We start from the raw sequence: 15,144 nt of genomic DNA on the forward strand, positions 1-15,144 counted from the left end.
GGCTCTCATCCCCTTAACGCCGCAGTGGTGGACGTGGTGATCTGCTGCCACAGGTATTCAAGATCACGCCATTCAGTGTGGATGTTTCCGACTGAAATGCGGATGACGTATCGGCCGTTCACCCTGGCATGTGACACGGCGCTGTGGCCGTTCCGGTTGATCCGGTCGTGGACTGCCTTGCACACGCGGTCGGATTCCTCGTCGGAGCCACCGATGCCGCTCGGCCGTATGCATATCAGCGGCAGCGGCGTCGGTGCCACGACCTCCCATACCGGGTCCGCCTCCACGCACCGTTCGAGGTGGCGGGTGATCTTGACGGTGTGGTCAAGTCGTGCGGAGATGCCCCGCGTGCCGAAGCAGCGAATGATCCACCAGACCTTGAGCGCACGGAACTGCCTACCCAACTGTGTCGAGTAGTTCATGTAGTCCAGGCGGTCGTCGCCGGTGTCGGTCCGCAGGTACTCCGGGACCAGTGAGAACGTTTTGACGAGTGCCCCCGGATGGCGGCAGTAGAGCGCACTCGCTTCCATGGGACAGAAGAGGACCTTGTGCGGGTTGATGACGACCGAGTCTGCGCCTTCGAGTGAAGGGATCACGGCTGCCAACTCGGAGCTCGCCCGCCAGAGCCCTCCGAACGCGGCGTCGACGTGCAGCCAAGTTCCGAGGCGCGCTGAGACCTCAGCGATTCTGCCGAGGGGATCGAGCCCCGCTGTGCTCGTGGTTCCCACGGTCGCCACAACAGCGAGCGGCATCATCCCCTGTGCGCGGTCTGACCGGATCTGCTCCTCCAGCGCCACCGGATCGAGCAGGCCGTCCTGGTCGGACACGCGCACGACGTTGGCCAGCCCGATGCCGAGCGTGATCGCCGCCTTGTCGGCCGAACTGTGCGTCTGCTCGGAGCAGTAGACCCGCAACACCGGGCCGGCGGTCGCGCCCAGGGTTCGAAAATCATGCTCACACAGGTGTTCACGGGCCGCTGCCAGTGCGTACAGCGTCGCCTGCGACGCTCCGTCGACGAGCACGGAGTCAGGATCCGGCCAGTCGAGCGCGGCGAGGGAGGCGAGCCACCGTAGAACCTGCCGTTCCACAGCCGCTGCCGCCGGAGCAGCGTCCCAGACCATGACGTTGGTGTTCAGCGCCGCCGTGCACGCCTCCGCGAGGATGGCGGGAGCGCTCGAACTATTGCTGAAGTAGGCATGGTGACGGGGGTGGTTCCACAGGACCGAGCCCTTGAACACGCGATCGATGGTGTCCGTGACGACGTGGTCGAACGGCTCGGGATCCTTCGGGGCCAGCGATCCGAAGTCCTCGAGTACGTCGCGGGCTTCGCGCGGCGGGGGGCGCACGGACTGGGAGCGGAGATCGACGAACCATCGTTCGAGCTCCTCCAGCAGGAACTCGCCGTGTTCGCGGAACTTCCTCGCCGGCCAGTCGCCGACGTCGACTGGCTCTCCTCGTTTAGACATCGACGGGGAGCTCCTCGGCGAACTCGATCTCCCGGTCTCGGGTGCAACGGGTCCTGATGAAATCGGCGAGAAGGTCCTTCTCGGACTCAAGCATGGCCTCGGCCTCCTCTTTCGAACCCCAGTTGTAGATCATCAGTACGTGGGACGTGTCGTCCTCCAACTGGAAGAAACGTGCATGGCCGTCCCATCCGGGGGCCGCGTGTGCGTTGTCCTCGACCAGATCGTCCATCTCCTGCATGACAGAAAAAGCGTTGCGAGAGGATTCTTCGTTCAGGTGCCAGTGTTCGATCACGGTGACGGGCATCAGTCGCTATCCTTTTCGTTGTTGTTGGCGAAGTGCTGCTGGAGGATCGAATCACCGCCAGGCACGAACTTCTCGCAGATATTCCGGTGGTCGCGTCGGTTCTTCGACTGTGCTCGCCACAGCTGTTTCAGCGCCGACCGGCACTCGCCCGTCATATTCGGGGACTTGCCGGCTTTCCGCAGTTCTTTGAGGTTGCTTTCGAATACCTGGTGATCCTGGTTGAATATTCCTGAGAACCCAGACGGCATCCAGGGCGGTTCCATGCTGGGCCGAATGATGCCTTCGTAGCTTTCACGCGGAAAGTCTGAGGCGTAGTGCATTGCGGCTGTGGCCGAGTCGAGGAGGGAGGTCAGGTCGTCAATGTTCGATGTGGCTGGATGCCAATCTTCCTCACGCAGCGCGGCGAGTGCATCGTCACTGTGCCTGTTCATGATCGATAATAGAAGATGGAATAGGTGGTGGCCGACCTTCCAGCGGGTGACCGACACCCGGATCTCACGAGCTGGAACCTGGGTCGACTCCGTGCCCCCGGCAGTATCCGATCTTTCCGACCACCGGGATGCTGACAGGAGGAGTGTGGAGATCCCTGTCAGGAGATCGCGTTGAGTCGCCTCGTCAAGACTGCTGGAAGGCAGGTCTTCCACGACCTCCTTGGCGACCTTCCGGGCCGCACTGGACCACCTCTCCGGGTCGGCCTCGCGACGGATGCGGAAATAGTTGTCGTAGTCAGTGCTGTCAGCTATCTCGCGTTTCGATCCTGGCGCCCTCCCGTCAGGTTGAAGGGTGATCGACGTTAACAGGCCAAGGTCGGTGTTGCTGCTGATTGTTCGCTCTCCTGACAGTCTTATGCCGGACTGACCGCATGACCTCGGGATTTTTATTGATATATTGTCGACAATCCCGATGGAATACTCGGTCGTGATTGATCAGGGCAAATCAAGTTCGGTGAACAGTGCTCGTCAGCATGGGGAATCACTCGGCGAGAGGGTTGGCCGAGTCGGCAGAAAACCTTTACTCGAAAATTCGAGTATTGGTGCCATTGGTTGAATCCGCTATTTTTCTCTGTGTTCCGGTGATGATTGGGGTGTTCATGTTCTCACCATACGCAGACCGTCTCCTTGGGGAAACTTATAAGCGTTGAACAGTAATGGTAAGTTGAGCTTACCGTCTCTCTGGAGTCGCGACTTAGATGCAGCAAACCCCAGTGAAATATTTGGGTTCAGACGACCCCTGGGGGCCTTCACCGTCAGGCGGGGGTAGGTTTGCGCAGCTTATCGGGGACTTTTGCGATGCTGGCATGCCTCATCCTCCCGGCCTGTCGTGTACCGGGTTTCGCGGAAACGGCACTGTTGAAAGGACGTCAAGGCCATGGGCCGCCCTCTGGGTCCTCGACGCCCTTCGCCGCGCACGTGGGAGTTCCACCAAAATTCCATCAACGGTCTAGTGCGTGCGGTTTCGAAACAGCAGGCCGTTTGCTATAGCGACACCGGTGACCACGACTGCGGCTCCCACCAACTGCAGGAACGTGGGATGCTCACCCAAGATCAGCGCGGACAGGCCGAGTGCGAGGATCGGCTGGATCAACAGCAGTCCACCGGTCGTCGTCAACGGCAACAAGACACTGCCGTGGTGGATGAACAACCACGCGACCACCTGGCCGAGTACCGCCAGGAGCCCGAGCAGCACCCACGACCGGACTGAGATCCCGCTCAGCTGGATGCCGCCGGAGAGGGGCGAGACCATGACGGTGGCGGCCGCGGCGGAGGCCGACGCCCATGTCAGCGGTTGAACGAACAGGCCCGGGTCGCGTCGTGTCGCTCGGCGGGTGATGAACAGGTACACGCCGTAGCCACAACCCGCGATGACACCCAGCAGCACACCGGTACTCGTGTCCGGACCCCGGAGGGAAGCGTTCCACAGCCCGCCGACCAGGCTGATCCCGATGAGCATCAGCGGGAGAGTGATGATGAAGCGCGTCGTGACCCTCTCCCGGTCGATGAGGAAGGCCAGCGCGGGCAGGACCACGACTTGTACGTTGATGAGGACGGTGCTGATCCCCGCGCCGACGTGGTAGATCGAGGCGGTCCAGGCGGCGTAGTCAATGCCCAGCGCAGCCCCGGCGGCGAGGGACCACAGCACACCGCCGCGTGACAGGGCCCCGGCCCGCGCCCGTTCCCGAAGTGCCAGGGGGATCAGCACGACCACGGCGATCGCACACCGTGCCACTGCGGTCGTGGCGGCGTCGACGCCGGCCAGTTTCACCAGGATCGCCGAAACCGAAAGGCAGAGCGCTCCAGCCAGGACCAGAGACGACGCGACGACGGGGCCGTCTTTCCTTACCGTCCGACCAGTGTGGGATGGAGAGCGTGGAGCGACAGAAGACATGACTCGACGGTAGGTTCACACCCGGAGTCAGCACTACTTCATAGTTCTGCTCATTTATGTTAAGAATTCCTTATGACTATGGGATGGGACCGTCTCCGCGTACTGGACGCCGTGGCCCGGACTGGGTCGGTGACCCGGGCCGCGACGGTACTGCACATGAGCGGTCCCGCTGTGTCACAGCAGTTGCGGCGCATCGAGGCCGAGGCGAGGACGAAGATCGTGGTGCCGGACGGGCGCGGCCTCCGCCTCACCACGAAGGGCGAGGTGCTCGCCGGGTACGCCCGGCAGGTGGCCGATGCCATGCAGCAGGCGGAGAACGATCTTCACCGCGACGAGACCTACGTCGGTCATCTGCGTGTCGCGGCGATCGCCTCCGCCATCCGAAGCGTGCTCGGCTCCAAGCTGGCCGCGTTTCACCGTGAGTACCCCCGCGTGCGGGTCTCCGTCGAGGACGGGGAGACCACCGATCATCTCGCCCGCCTCGCGGCCGGGGCCGTCGATCTCGTGCTCGCCGAGTCCTGGAGCGCTTCCCCTCTGCGGTTGCCGACGAGTGTGGTCGCAGAACAGATCGCACGAGAAGCCCTGTTCATCGCGATGCCGGGCGACCATTCTCTGCGGTCCCACGACCCTCTCAGTATTCGTGACCTGGCCGGAGAGCGCTGGGCGACCTGCGCCCAGGGCTCGGACGCCCACACCGCCATCGAGCAGGTCGCACGTCGGCACGGCGTCGAGCTCGACGTGTCGTTCCATGTCGCCGACCATCTGACCCAGCTCGCGCTGGTGCGAGAGGGCCTGGCCGTCGCGTGCGTGCCGATCCCGGCTGACAGCAGCGATCCGAGAATCACCTACGGGCGACTCGACACCGAACTGCATCGCGACATCCTGCTTCTGGAGAGGTCCCAGACCGCCTCGTTGGCTCTCCAGGCCCTCAAAGCGTGCTTGGTGGACTGATCCGGCGGGAACAGTCCAGGCGCTTCTCCCGAGTGGTGTCCGAGCCCAGCGGGTCGGGGAGTGGCGCGGTTCCCGTTCCGGTGATGCCCGCGGTCGGACCACGGCTGGTCGCGTCGGTCGCGCTTCCGGCGGGCACCCGGGCTCCTGCGGGTGTCCGGTCCGACCCGCCCCTCGCCGCCGGGTCCGGTGGTGGGGTCAGGCGTCGTCGAGGTCGACGGTGGGCAGGGGCGCGACCGCCGGGCCGTTGAGGATGCTGCCGTGGGTGTCGTACCGGGAACCGTGGCAGGGGCAAGTCCCAGCTGGTCTCCGCCGCGTTCCGGGCCAGCCGGCAGCCCATGTGGGTGCAGTTCAGGCTGACGGCGTGGAGCCTGCCCTCCGCGTCGCGGTACGCGCCGACGGAGTCGACGTCGATGGGGGGGCGAACCAAGTCATCGAAAACCCGTCCCGCTGGACGGGTCGGCGTGGCACGAGGGGGCTGGGTGGGAGCACGGGGACGTCCTGTTCCTCCAGCCACCGGGTCACGTCCAGTTCCGCGCGTTGGCGTGCGGCCAGGGATTCCAGGCTCGTGGATTCCGGCAGGACGGTGGGGATCCGGGCCACGACGGGGGAGGGCGCCAGGTGCACGACCACGGAGAACAAGTCGTGGAGGAGTCGAGGTTCGGTCACCGTGAGCCCGAGGTCGCGTCCGGCCCCGACTGCGGCCTGCACAGCGGCGGAGGTACGGCGGGCGAGCTGTTCTTGGGTGAGGAAGTCGGTCATCGGCCGATCATGCCACGCCCCGGAACTGGGGGAATGCCGGATCGGGCGCTGTGTTGCCGATCGGTGGCGGGCCGGGGAACGGCCCACCACCGGGAGGCGGTCAGGATCAGGCGTCGGGAGCTTCGGCGGCGATCAGACGGGTGAAAGAGGCCCACTCACCGGCCCCGACAGGGAGGAAACCCAGTTCGGGGTACTTGGAGTCACGAATGGCGGCACCCGTGGGCAGCTCCGCGACCTCTACACAGTTGTCCCCACCGGAGGAGTAAGAGGACTTCTGGAAGTTGAGGACGGGTGCGATCTCCACGCAGTTGTCACCGCTGGTGGAGTAGGAGGACTTGCGGAACTCCAGCAACATGTTCAGGCTCGCTTGTCGTGCTCGGCGGCGATGGAACCGATCAGGTCTAGCGACCTCTGTGGGTCCAGCGCCAGGTTCTGGGCGGCGTCGAAGATCAGCGCGTGTTTGTCGAAGTAGTCTGCGTCTTCAACGTACAGCGCCTCCACAACGGTGGGAATCGAGACTATGCCCGGCTCTGGCCTAGGGAAATCAAAAAGGGTGAAGGCTCCATCGACGGCGGGGTGGGCTCCTGCTTCATCAGGGAGTACCAGGAGCGTCACCTTGTAGTGCGCTGCCATACCGATCAAGAAGCGCAGCTGTTCAGCCATGATGGCGTGCGACCCCGTGACCTTACGCAGTGCAGGTTCGTCAATTACTGCTGTCAGCTGCGGCCCTTGGGGGAGGTCCAGCACCGCACGGCGAGCCATACGTGACTCAACTTTGCGCTCGATCTGATCAGGTGGAACCACTTGGCTGGCCAAGGAGATCGCTGCCGCATATTCCGGGGTCTGCAACAGGCCGGGGATCAGCACAACCTCGTATGTCCGGATTCGGACGGCCTCGGCCTCCAGGTCAGGCAGGGGTCCTGTGAAAAGGTCAGCGTATTTGTGCCAATCACTGCGCCCGCGAGCCTCCTCGGTCAGACTGAGAAGATGCGTGCGGTCATCACCCTCCACCCCGTAGAGGTCCAGCAGGGCCTCGACCTCGTCGCGCTTGGGGAACTTCCACTCGTTGCGTTCGGCTCTGGTCAGCTTGGTCGCCGAGGACCAGCCCAACCGCTTCGTCGCCTCGGCAGCGGACAGCCCGCTCCCGGCTCTGAGTCGCTTGAGCGCGGCCGACAGCCGTCGCCGTCGCACTCCGGGCGAGTGCCCACCAGTCACGAAAACCCCCTCCACGCTGTGAGTTCGTGCCTCGATCGTAGTGGCGCACAAGGACACGGAATTATTTTAGTTCAAACACAATAGTAGCTTGTTATTGTGTCTGAACACATGGATACTGGAGTCAGTCGAGCACCTCTACCTGGTGCCGCCTCCTCTCTGCAAGGAGGCCCAGTTCTCCCGAAGGCCCGGCAACAGGACAAGTAACCCGCGAGTAACTTAGTCGACGTTCGCAGCGGGTGTCGTACTTCTGGAAACTAGTGTTCCCGGAATTAGACTGGCCGGGTGACTTCTGGAAACACAGCTTCCTCCGCTGAACAGGCTACTGATTCGACTTCTGGAAACACACACCGGGCGGCCGCGCCGAACCGTGGCGCTGCCCGGCGACCTGGACGCCGAACGCGCGGCCTTCGCCGAGAGACTGGCCTCGGCGACCGACCTGGGCGCGGCCACCCGCGACAAGTACCGGCGCAACGTCGGCTACTTCCTGGCCTGGCTCGCCGACGCGCGCGAGGCCGGCGCGCTGGACGGCGACCCGCTCACCGATGCGACCGCGCGGGACTGGGCGGTGCGCGACTGGCGGCGCACCCTGAAGAACACCCGCACCCGCGCGGGCGCTCGCCTGTCGGCGGCCACGATCAACAACCGCCTGGCCGCGCTGGATGCCTTCTTCGCCCTGCGCGGTTCAGGGCGCCCCGAGGTGGTGCGCGAGCACTTGGCCCGTCCCAGCGCCCCACGGGCTCTGGATGGGCGGGCCAAGCTGCGGTTCCTGCGCACCGTGGCCCGGGACGCCTCGGTGCGCGACCGGGTGATCTGCCACCTGGCCTACTACGCCGGGCTGCGGGTCGCCGAGATCGTCGCCCTGGACGTGGCCGATCTGCGGCTGTCGGCGCGCAAGGGCACGGTGCGGGTGCGCGGCAAGGGACGCCTGGGCGGCAAGGACCGCACGGTGCCGCTGCACTCCGAGGTGCGCTCCTCGCTGGAGCGGCTGTTGGACGAGCTCGGCCGCCCCGGCGCGGGGCCGCTGGTGCGCAACCGCGACGGGGGGCGGTTGTCGACCCGGGCGGCCGCCGCGGCGGTCACCGCGCTGGGCGCGGCGGCGGGGATCGGGCCGGACGATGACGGCGAGGCGTTCGGACCGCACGTGCTGCGCCACACCTTCGGCACCGACCTGGTGCGCGGCCGCGGCGATCTGGCGCGCGATCCGGTGGACCTGGTGACGGTCGCCGAACTGATGGGGCACGCCGACATCAACACCACCCGCCGCTATGCCCTACCCACCGAAGCCGACAAAGCCACAGCCCTGGAGGCGCTCACCATCGACCGGTGAGCGGCCGGAGGCCTACCGCTAAATCCTGTAGTAATCCTCTAAGGAACCGCTATTTCATCAGGTGAAGTCACCGACCACCCGACACATCCGGCGAAACACGCTGACCTGGAGGGCTTCCCGCGCTGCTCCAGGAGGAGGACCGCCAGACTAGCGCCCGCCTGAGGCTCCAGGAACCCCGTTCTCACCTGCGAATTTGCCAACCGATTACTTCTGATGAAAGATCCTTTCGTTTGATGTAATCGGTGGAAGGTGGCGGAGCGTGACCCGAAACGGCACGGTGCCAGGGGCGGCGGGGCTGCATCTGGTCGGTGGGACCACGCTGCTGCGCCCCGAGGAACAGGTCGCCGAGGCGATGCTGGAAGGCTGGCGCAATCAGCAGATGGCCCGCAACCTGGCCCTGTCCACGATCGAGGGTCGCCACAACGCGGTGCAGGCGTTCACCCGCCACGCTGACGCCTTCCCCTGGCAGTGGTCTGCGCAGATGGTCGACGAGTGGCTCGGGGACCTGCGAGCCGTCCGCCACCTGAAACAGTCCACCCTGCGCAACTACGCCGAGGCCGTCCGCTCCTTCTGCGCCTTCCTCACCGACCCCGCCTACGACTGGGCCGCCGAGTGCGAGAAGAGGTTCGGCACCCACCCCGTCCAGGTCTGCCACGAGTGGAACACCGCCCACCACCTGCAAGAATCCGAAGCCGACCCCTCCAAGAGGGCCTTCACCCGCGCTGAACTCCTGGCCTTCTTCGACCACGCCGACGACCAGGTCCACCGGGTGCGCGGGGCCGGCCGCAAGGGCTGGCTGCCCGCCTTCCGCGACGCCACCCTGTTCAAGACCGCCTACGCCTACGGGCTCCGCCGCCGCGAGGTGCGCATGCTCGACCTGGCCGACTTCGGCCCCAACCCCCACGCCCGCGAGTTCGGCGGCTACGGCGTTTGCTACGTGCGCTGGGGCAAGGCCATGAAGGGTTCACCGCCCAAGCGCCGCAGCGTCTTGACCGTCGGCCCGCGCGAGGGGATCGGCGGGATGGACTGGATCGTGGACGTGCTGGACCAGTGGGTCGAGGAAGCCCGCCCGGCCTGCACCCACGCCGACTCCCCGGCGCTGTGGCCCTCCGAGCGCGGGCCCCGCATCGGGTTCTCGCAGATGAACACCCGCTTCGCCGCCTACCGTGACGCGATCGGCCTCGACCCGGGCCTGGACCTGCACTCACTGCGGCGCTCCTATGTCACGCACCTGATCGAGGACGGCTGGGACCCCCGGTTCGTCCAAGAACAGGTCGGCCACGAACACGCCTCCACCACCTCCCTCTATACCTGCGTCTCCTCGGACTTTCGCACCCGGACCCTGCGCAAGGCGATGGATGCCACGATGAAGGCGGCCCTGGACACCGGAAGGACGAAGCGATGAAGCGGCAGGTCAGCTACCAATGGCGGTTGCGGGAGGTCATGGCCGAACACGGCATGTTCACCGCCACCGACCTCTCCCGCCCTTTGGCCGAACGCGGCATCGCGTTGTCCTCGGTCCAGGTCTGGCGCCTAGTCACCCAGAGCCCCGAACGGCTTTCCCTGCCGGTCCTGGCCGCGCTCTGCGACATCTTCGAGTGCACCCCCGCCGACCTCATCGCCACCCGGGCCGAGAACGCCGCCCCGCGGCGCACCGCCACCGGCGAAACGGCGGGCTCGGCCGACGGAGTCGTTCCGCTGCGGCCCAAGCGCGCCCGGATCGATCCGAACGGTGGGTAGACCCTGCACCCTGGCCGAGAAGGTGGACGCGCTCTTGGACGACGGCACCGGGCGGCCGAATCCGCAGTTGGAGCCGCTGCGGGAAGCGATCCTGGCCATGCCCCGGCACCGGAGCGCCTCAGCCTGGATCCGTGGCCCCAAAGCCCGCCTGCTCCTGCGCGAGCTGGCGGAGGGCAGCCTGCCACTCACCCATCGGGCTTTCCGCGAACACCCCGAGTGGCGGGCCGCCGCACACCTGCGCGACCTGCTCATGGCCTGCGCTCTCCTGCCCCGGGCCGACAAGTACCTGCTGCACTACGAGAGCTGGCTGCACCGCCGCTTCAGCGAGCTCCACGGCCAGTCGCACCTTCCGCTCCTAGAGCAGTTCGCGACCTGGCACCAGATGCCCAAGCTCCGCGCACGAGCCGAGCGCCGGCCCTTGACCCCCAGCACTGGGATGCACGCAGCGCAGCAGTTCAACCGAGCCCACGAGTTCCTCATCTGGCTGGATGAGCAGGATCTGGCTCTGGGAGTGGTGGGTCAGGCTGAGATCGACCGTTGGCACGTCACACACCCCCTGCACCAACAACGCGCTTTGAGGGCCTTCCTGACCTGGGCGCGCGACACCAGCCGCACCCCCGCGAAGCTGACCTTCCCCCGGCTGGCGATCACCGAAGGCCAACGGCTCACCCAGCATCGACGGCTCGAACTCCTACGCCGGGTCCTGGACGAGAAGGCAGGCCCCTTGCGCTCCCGGGCAGCGGCCTGCCTGATGCTGCTCTTCGCTCAACCCGCGAGCCGCATTGTCCTGCTGACCACCGACGACATCACCAAGGACACCGACGGCCAGGTGCTCATTCGCCTCGGAGACCCACCGACTCCGGTCCCCGAACCGTTCGCTGACCTGCTGCTGCGGGCCGCAGCGGAGCGAGCCAACATCAACACCGCGAACGGCGGCGTTTCCTGGCTTTTCCCGGGTACTCGGGCAGGGCGCCCTCTTCACCCGCACAGCCTCGCCGACCTGATCCGCGACATCGGCATCCCCGGAACAGCGGTGCGCTCCTCCGCACTGCGCCAACTCGTGCTCCAGGCCCCCGCACCGGTCATCGCTCGAGCGCTGGGGTTCCACGACAAGACCACCACCCGAGTCGTTGCCCAGGCTGGCGGGACCTGGAACCGCTACGCCCCCAGCGACTACGCATAGCCTTAGGAGACATTTCGCGTTGGAGGCTGTCTTGCACCCCAGAAAATAATACTCTTAGTGAGGTTCACTGCGGGGAATTTTATGCAGAGGATGGTCCTTGACGTCCTTCCAAGCGCCTTTTGTTCGCACCCATCGATAACCGAACAGGCTTTCCTCGTGACGCTTTTGTAGGCGCAGGGATGAAAACTTCCAGGACCATCGCTGGTAGCGAAGGTTCGGCCTCATGCTTTGCCGCCAGCCGTGTCGACGAAGCGGCCGGAGTGTAGTCCACTGGATCTCGACCCAGGCGTCTCCTTGTTCCTGAGCAGGAACCCTAACTGCAGCTTTAACCGGATCGGCGCCCCCGGTCATGACGCTTCTCCATCGTTCCTGCCAAGGCGTCATGGGTGTGCAGCCCACGAACTCCACCGACACATCATGGACGATAGCGTCTCCTTCGCAGAAGACAGAGACGTGGTCTGTGTGCTCATCACTTGGCTTCAACATATGTTTCGCACTCGGATCCTTGAGGGATGGATTCAACTCCCTGGAATGGCGCACCAACCAAGTATGTTGCGGCTGCACCCGCCACTCCAGGCGAGCCGCTAGGACGGCGGCGATGGTCGCGGCTGCGGTGAGGCAAGCCACCAGAATGTTCAGCAGCATGTGTACGCCCTGGGGGATCGGAGTTGCGCGAAGCATGGAGTGACTCGGTTCAGGTGACTCGAGTCCGCTACGCCAACACACTAGCGCTCAGCGATACCCCTGGCAGCTACGCACAGTGATCAGCACGGCGAGAGTCGCGGAGAATTCAGATCACTGGATCAACGACTCCTGCCAGTCCGACCCCCATCTGTGACCTCAGGTCGGGTCGCCCGGGGGTGAGATTCCCCCGGGCGACCCGACCTCAGACCGCTCCCGAAGCTACTCACGGGTTACTTTGCCCCTCGCCGTAGCTTCGGGAGAACCGGGCCGAGACCGAGCGCGGGCACGGACGGGCCGAAAGGCGCACGGTCAAGGTCGTTACCGCACCCCGGATCACTTTCCCGCACGTGGCGCAGGTGCTGCGGGTACACCGGTGGGTCAAAGAGTTGGCCACCGGTGATGTGCGGCGCACCTACGCCTATGTCGTGACGAGTTTGCCCGCTGAGCGGGCCGATGCTGCCCGGTTGGCGGGCCTGGTGCGGGGCCATTGGCGGATCGAGGTGCTGCACCATGTGCGGGACGTGAGCTTTGGTGAGGACGCCTCGCGGGTGCGGTGCGGGCACGGACCGCAGAACATGGCGATGCTGCGCAATCTGGCGATCCCGCTGCTGAGCGAGTTGGGGATGAGCGGCATCCCCGAGGCCACGCGGTGGGTGTCCTACGAGACCTTCACGCGCCCTCTCGAGCTTCTCCAGATCCCCTGACCAGCACGGGTGCAGCCCTCATCCGACTTTGCAACAGCCCTGTGGTGGACCCGGTGTCCGGGCTCTTGTGGCGGTCAGTCACTGAACCTTGACGTGTTTTGTCCGAACCACGCGCGTAATGCTGTTTCGTCCTGGTGCTAGGAGAGCAGGGTCCGAAGCAGGGGCAGGCAGCCCCGCCAGCCCGATTCCGTCCCACACCCATTCTTGGAGAAGATCATGAAGGCTCTTGTGTACAACGGATCCCGCGACGTATCCGTCAAAGAGGTGCCGGACGCCAGGATCGAGCGTCCCACCGACGTGCTCGTGCGCATCACCGCCACCAACATCTGCGGTTCCGACCTGCACATGTACGAAGGACGCACCGACCTGGAGCCCGGCAAGGTCCTCGGACACGAGAACCTGGGCGTGGTCACCGAGATCGGTGACGGCGTCGAGCGCGTCAAGGTCGGCGATCACGTGTGCCTGCCCTTCAACATCGGCTGCGGGTTCTGCCGCAACTGTGAGAGCGGCATGCCCTCCTACTGCCTGACCGCGAACCCCGACTCCGACATGGCCGGGGCCGCCTACGGCTTCGCCGGGATGGGCCCCTACTCCGGCGGGCAGGCCGAGTACCTGCGCGTGCCGTTCGGGGACTTCAACTGCCTGCGGCTGCCCGAGGACGCGGAGGAGAAGGAGGACGACTACGTGATGGTCGCCGACATCTTCCCCACCGGCTGGCACGCCACCCGCCTGGCCGGGCTCAAGCCGGGGGAGTCCTGCGTCGTCTACGGCGCGGGTCCGGTCGGCCTGATGGCGGCCTACTCCGCGCTGCTCCAAGGGGCGTCCCAGGTGATGGTGGTCGACCGCCACCCCGACCGGCTGCGCCTCGTGGAGAGGATGGGGGCGATCCCCGTCGACGACTCCAAGGGCGACCCGGTCGAGCAGATCCTCAACCTCACCGACGGCCGCCGCGCGGACTGCGGCTGCGAGTGCGTCGGCTACCAGGCCCACGACCATCTCGGTGTCGAGCACCCCGAGATGACCATGAACAACCTGGTCAAGTCGGTGAAGTTCACCGGCGGCATCGGCGTCGTAGGCATCTTCCTGCCCTCCGACCCCGGAGCGTCGGACGAGATGGCCCGCAACGGCCGGCTCGACTTCGAGATGGGGACGTTCTGGTTCCAGGGCCAGAAGATCGGTACCGGCCAGGCGCCGGTGAAGGCCTACAACCGGCAGCTGCGCGACATGATCCACCAGGACCGCGCGAAGCCGTCCTTCATCGTCTCCCACGACTTGCCGTTGCAGAGGGCGCCGGAGGCCTACGAGCACTTCGACAACCGCGAGGACGGCTGGACCAAGGTGGTACTCAAGCCCGCCATGGCGTGAGCGGCGCCGCTGTCGGCCCGTGGGTCCGTGGGTCGGTGGGTCCGTCAGGGCCCGTCGACCACGGAGCCGACACCACGCGGGCCCGAAGGAGCTTAGGTTCTAACGGTGGTAGCCGTCTCAGCTGGGGATCGGCTTACGGCACTCGCGGCGCGACCGTGTGGCGGTGATCGCCCGAGACGCAGCGTCGGCCCGGCTCACCGACAGCGGTCAGAGTCCCCCTCGTCCGGCCGCACAGCCCTTGACCCCACCCGCCTTGGGCTCGTGCTCGATGGGGTGAACACCGTGGGCACGCGGCCACGCCTGCACGGCCCGTCGATCCGCGCTAACCGCCCTCGGCGGGTGGTTTCGACCCGGCCTGACCGGGCAACTCTGTGGTTATCCCACACTATGAGGAGGCGCGATTCCCATGGCAGAAGAGCTGCGCGGCCGACGGGTCGCGATCTTGGCCACTGACGGTGTCGAGCAGGTCGAACTGACCCAGCCCCGCGAGGCGGTGGAGCAGGCCGGGGCGCAGGTGACGCTGCTGTCGATCCACACCGGAGAGATCCAGTCGATGAACGCTGACATCGACAAGGGCGATACCTTCACCGTCGACCGGCTGGTCTCCTCCGTTCGGTTCACCGGCGGCATCGGCACCGTCGGGGTGTTCATCCCCCAGGACCCGGGCGGGCCGGACGAGCTGTCCCAGCAGGGCAAGGTCCGCTTCGACTTCGGCAACTTCTGGTTCAAGGGTCAGCAGATGGGCACCGGGCAGGCCCCGATCAAGCGCTACGACCGCCACCTGCGCAACCTCATCGCCGCCGACAAGGTCACCCCCTCCTGGATCGTGTCCCACAACCTGCCGCTGGAGAAAGCCCCGGACGCCTACAAGCACTTCGACGCCCGCGAAGACGGCTGGACCAAGGTCGTCCTCAACCCCGGCACGGCGGCCTGACTTGTCCGCCGCGGCTTTGAACAGCACCCGTTTGAGTAGGAGGCCAGAGCATGGCTGAATCGGTGACCGTCGGGCTCCTCGTCCGGATCGAGGCGCTACCGGGCCACGAGAAAGAGGTCGAAGACTT

At 65.7% G+C, this 15,144-nt stretch carries 14 protein-coding genes and 3 pseudogenes; 8 read left to right on the plus strand and 9 right to left on the minus strand.

From position 1 onward, the window contains the following. Positions 1-5 precede the first annotated feature (5 nt). The 4 genes from ACWGSK_RS24040 to ACWGSK_RS24055 form a co-directional block, all read right to left on the minus strand. Positions 6-1,466 carry a pyridoxal phosphate-dependent decarboxylase family protein gene (locus ACWGSK_RS24040; RefSeq protein ID WP_452456814.1) on the minus strand — a complete coding sequence of 487 codons (1,461 nt, stop codon included), beginning with the start codon at positions 1,464-1,466 and terminating at the stop codon, positions 6-8. Then, a complete protein-coding gene (locus ACWGSK_RS24045; RefSeq protein WP_358514972.1) occupies positions 1,459-1,770 on the minus strand; it encodes a hypothetical protein in 312 nt (103 codons plus the stop codon). The genes ACWGSK_RS24040 and ACWGSK_RS24045 overlap by 8 nt, the downstream gene beginning before the upstream one ends. After that, positions 1,770-2,414 carry a hypothetical protein gene (locus ACWGSK_RS24050; RefSeq protein ID WP_452456815.1) on the minus strand — a complete coding sequence of 215 codons (645 nt, stop codon included), beginning with the start codon at positions 2,412-2,414 and terminating at the stop codon, positions 1,770-1,772. Before ACWGSK_RS24050 ends, ACWGSK_RS24045 begins: the two co-directional genes overlap by 1 nt. Before the next feature lie 796 nt (positions 2,415-3,210). Beyond that, complete coding sequence (locus tag ACWGSK_RS24055; protein ID WP_358514978.1) at positions 3,211-4,155, minus strand: DMT family transporter; 945 nt, start codon at positions 4,153-4,155, stop codon at positions 3,211-3,213. Between the two features lie 78 nt (positions 4,156-4,233). Here ACWGSK_RS24055 and ACWGSK_RS24060 point away from each other — a divergent pair, with 78 nt between their 5' ends. Beyond that, positions 4,234-5,106 carry a LysR family transcriptional regulator gene (locus ACWGSK_RS24060; protein WP_358514990.1) on the plus strand — a complete coding sequence of 291 codons (873 nt, stop codon included), beginning with the start codon at positions 4,234-4,236 and terminating at the stop codon, positions 5,104-5,106. 195 nt (positions 5,107-5,301) lie between these two features. Here the strand turns inward: ACWGSK_RS24060 and ACWGSK_RS24065 are convergent. The 4 genes and pseudogenes from ACWGSK_RS24065 to ACWGSK_RS24080 form a co-directional block, all read right to left on the minus strand. Continuing rightward, positions 5,302-5,364 (minus strand): annotated as a pseudogene (locus ACWGSK_RS24065) (hypothetical protein); the annotation flags it as partial. 162 nt (positions 5,365-5,526) lie between these two features. Continuing rightward, positions 5,527-5,865: pseudogene (locus ACWGSK_RS24070) on the minus strand (aminoglycoside phosphotransferase family protein); the annotation flags it as partial. A 106-nt stretch (positions 5,866-5,971) separates the two neighbouring features. Next, entirely contained in the window at positions 5,972-6,220 is a 249-nt protein-coding gene (locus tag ACWGSK_RS24075) for a DUF397 domain-containing protein (RefSeq protein ID WP_452456816.1), read from the minus strand. 2 nt (positions 6,221-6,222) lie between these two features. Beyond that, complete coding sequence (locus ACWGSK_RS24080) at positions 6,223-7,137, minus strand: helix-turn-helix domain-containing protein (RefSeq protein ID WP_452456817.1); 915 nt, start codon at positions 7,135-7,137, stop codon at positions 6,223-6,225. 310 nt (positions 7,138-7,447) lie between these two features. On the opposite strand from ACWGSK_RS24080, the gene ACWGSK_RS24085 reads away from it, so the two are divergent. From ACWGSK_RS24085 to ACWGSK_RS24100, 4 genes are all read left to right on the plus strand, one after another. Next, complete coding sequence (locus tag ACWGSK_RS24085) at positions 7,448-8,407, plus strand: tyrosine-type recombinase/integrase (RefSeq protein WP_087096645.1); 960 nt, start codon at positions 7,448-7,450, stop codon at positions 8,405-8,407. 259 nt (positions 8,408-8,666) lie between these two features. Beyond that, positions 8,667-9,812: a tyrosine-type recombinase/integrase gene (locus ACWGSK_RS24090; RefSeq protein ID WP_452456818.1), complete on the plus strand. Its 1,146-nt coding sequence runs from the start codon at positions 8,667-8,669 to the stop codon at positions 9,810-9,812. Then, on the plus strand, positions 9,809-10,147 hold the full coding sequence (locus ACWGSK_RS24095) for a helix-turn-helix domain-containing protein (protein WP_452456819.1): 339 nt from the start codon (positions 9,809-9,811) through the stop codon (positions 10,145-10,147). Before ACWGSK_RS24090 ends, ACWGSK_RS24095 begins: the two co-directional genes overlap by 4 nt. Further along, entirely contained in the window at positions 10,140-11,330 is a 1,191-nt protein-coding gene (locus ACWGSK_RS24100; RefSeq protein WP_358516316.1) for a hypothetical protein, read from the plus strand. Before ACWGSK_RS24095 ends, ACWGSK_RS24100 begins: the two co-directional genes overlap by 8 nt. Positions 11,331-11,384: 54 nt before the next feature. Here ACWGSK_RS24100 and ACWGSK_RS24105 read toward each other — a convergent pair whose 3' ends face one another. Beyond that, positions 11,385-11,975: a hypothetical protein gene (locus ACWGSK_RS24105; protein ID WP_358516319.1), complete on the minus strand. Its 591-nt coding sequence runs from the start codon at positions 11,973-11,975 to the stop codon at positions 11,385-11,387. A gap of 314 nt (positions 11,976-12,289) precedes the next feature. On the opposite strand from ACWGSK_RS24105, the pseudogene ACWGSK_RS24110 reads away from it, so the two are divergent. The 3 genes and pseudogenes from ACWGSK_RS24110 to ACWGSK_RS24120 form a co-directional block, all read left to right on the plus strand. Beyond that, a pseudogene (locus ACWGSK_RS24110) lies at positions 12,290-12,718 on the plus strand (ISAs1 family transposase); the annotation flags it as partial. A gap of 216 nt (positions 12,719-12,934) precedes the next feature. Then, positions 12,935-14,083, plus strand: coding sequence for a glutathione-independent formaldehyde dehydrogenase (locus tag ACWGSK_RS24115; RefSeq protein ID WP_452456820.1), 1,149 nt, complete (start codon positions 12,935-12,937; stop codon positions 14,081-14,083). Between the two features lie 406 nt (positions 14,084-14,489). After that, positions 14,490-15,017, plus strand: a complete 528-nt coding sequence (locus ACWGSK_RS24120; protein ID WP_452456821.1) for a DJ-1/PfpI family protein — start codon at positions 14,490-14,492, stop codon at positions 15,015-15,017. The last annotated feature ends 127 nt before the right edge of the window (positions 15,018-15,144 follow it).

The sequence above is a fragment of the Nocardiopsis sp. NPDC055551 genome (assembly GCF_053619415.1).

Coding starts and splice junctions, on each gene's coding strand:
- ACWGSK_RS24040 (WP_452456814.1), bottom strand. CDS start 1,466: ATGTCTAAACGAGGAGAGCCAGTCGACGTCGGCGACTGGCCGGCGAGG.
- ACWGSK_RS24045 (WP_358514972.1), bottom strand. CDS start 1,770: ATGCCCGTCACCGTGATCGAACACTGGCACCTGAACGAAGAATCCTCT.
- ACWGSK_RS24055 (WP_358514978.1), bottom strand. CDS start 4,155: ATGTCTTCTGTCGCTCCACGCTCTCCATCCCACACTGGTCGGACGGTA.
- ACWGSK_RS24060 (WP_358514990.1), top strand. CDS start 4,234: ATGGGATGGGACCGTCTCCGCGTACTGGACGCCGTGGCCCGGACTGGG.
- ACWGSK_RS24075 (WP_452456816.1), bottom strand. CDS start 6,220: ATGTTGCTGGAGTTCCGCAAGTCCTCCTACTCCACCAGCGGTGACAAC.
- ACWGSK_RS24095 (WP_452456819.1), top strand. CDS start 9,809: ATGAAGCGGCAGGTCAGCTACCAATGGCGGTTGCGGGAGGTCATGGCC.
- ACWGSK_RS24105 (WP_358516319.1), bottom strand. CDS start 11,975: ATGCTGCTGAACATTCTGGTGGCTTGCCTCACCGCAGCCGCGACCATC.
- ACWGSK_RS24115 (WP_452456820.1), top strand. CDS start 12,935: ATGAAGGCTCTTGTGTACAACGGATCCCGCGACGTATCCGTCAAAGAG.
- ACWGSK_RS24120 (WP_452456821.1), top strand. CDS start 14,490: ATGGCAGAAGAGCTGCGCGGCCGACGGGTCGCGATCTTGGCCACTGAC.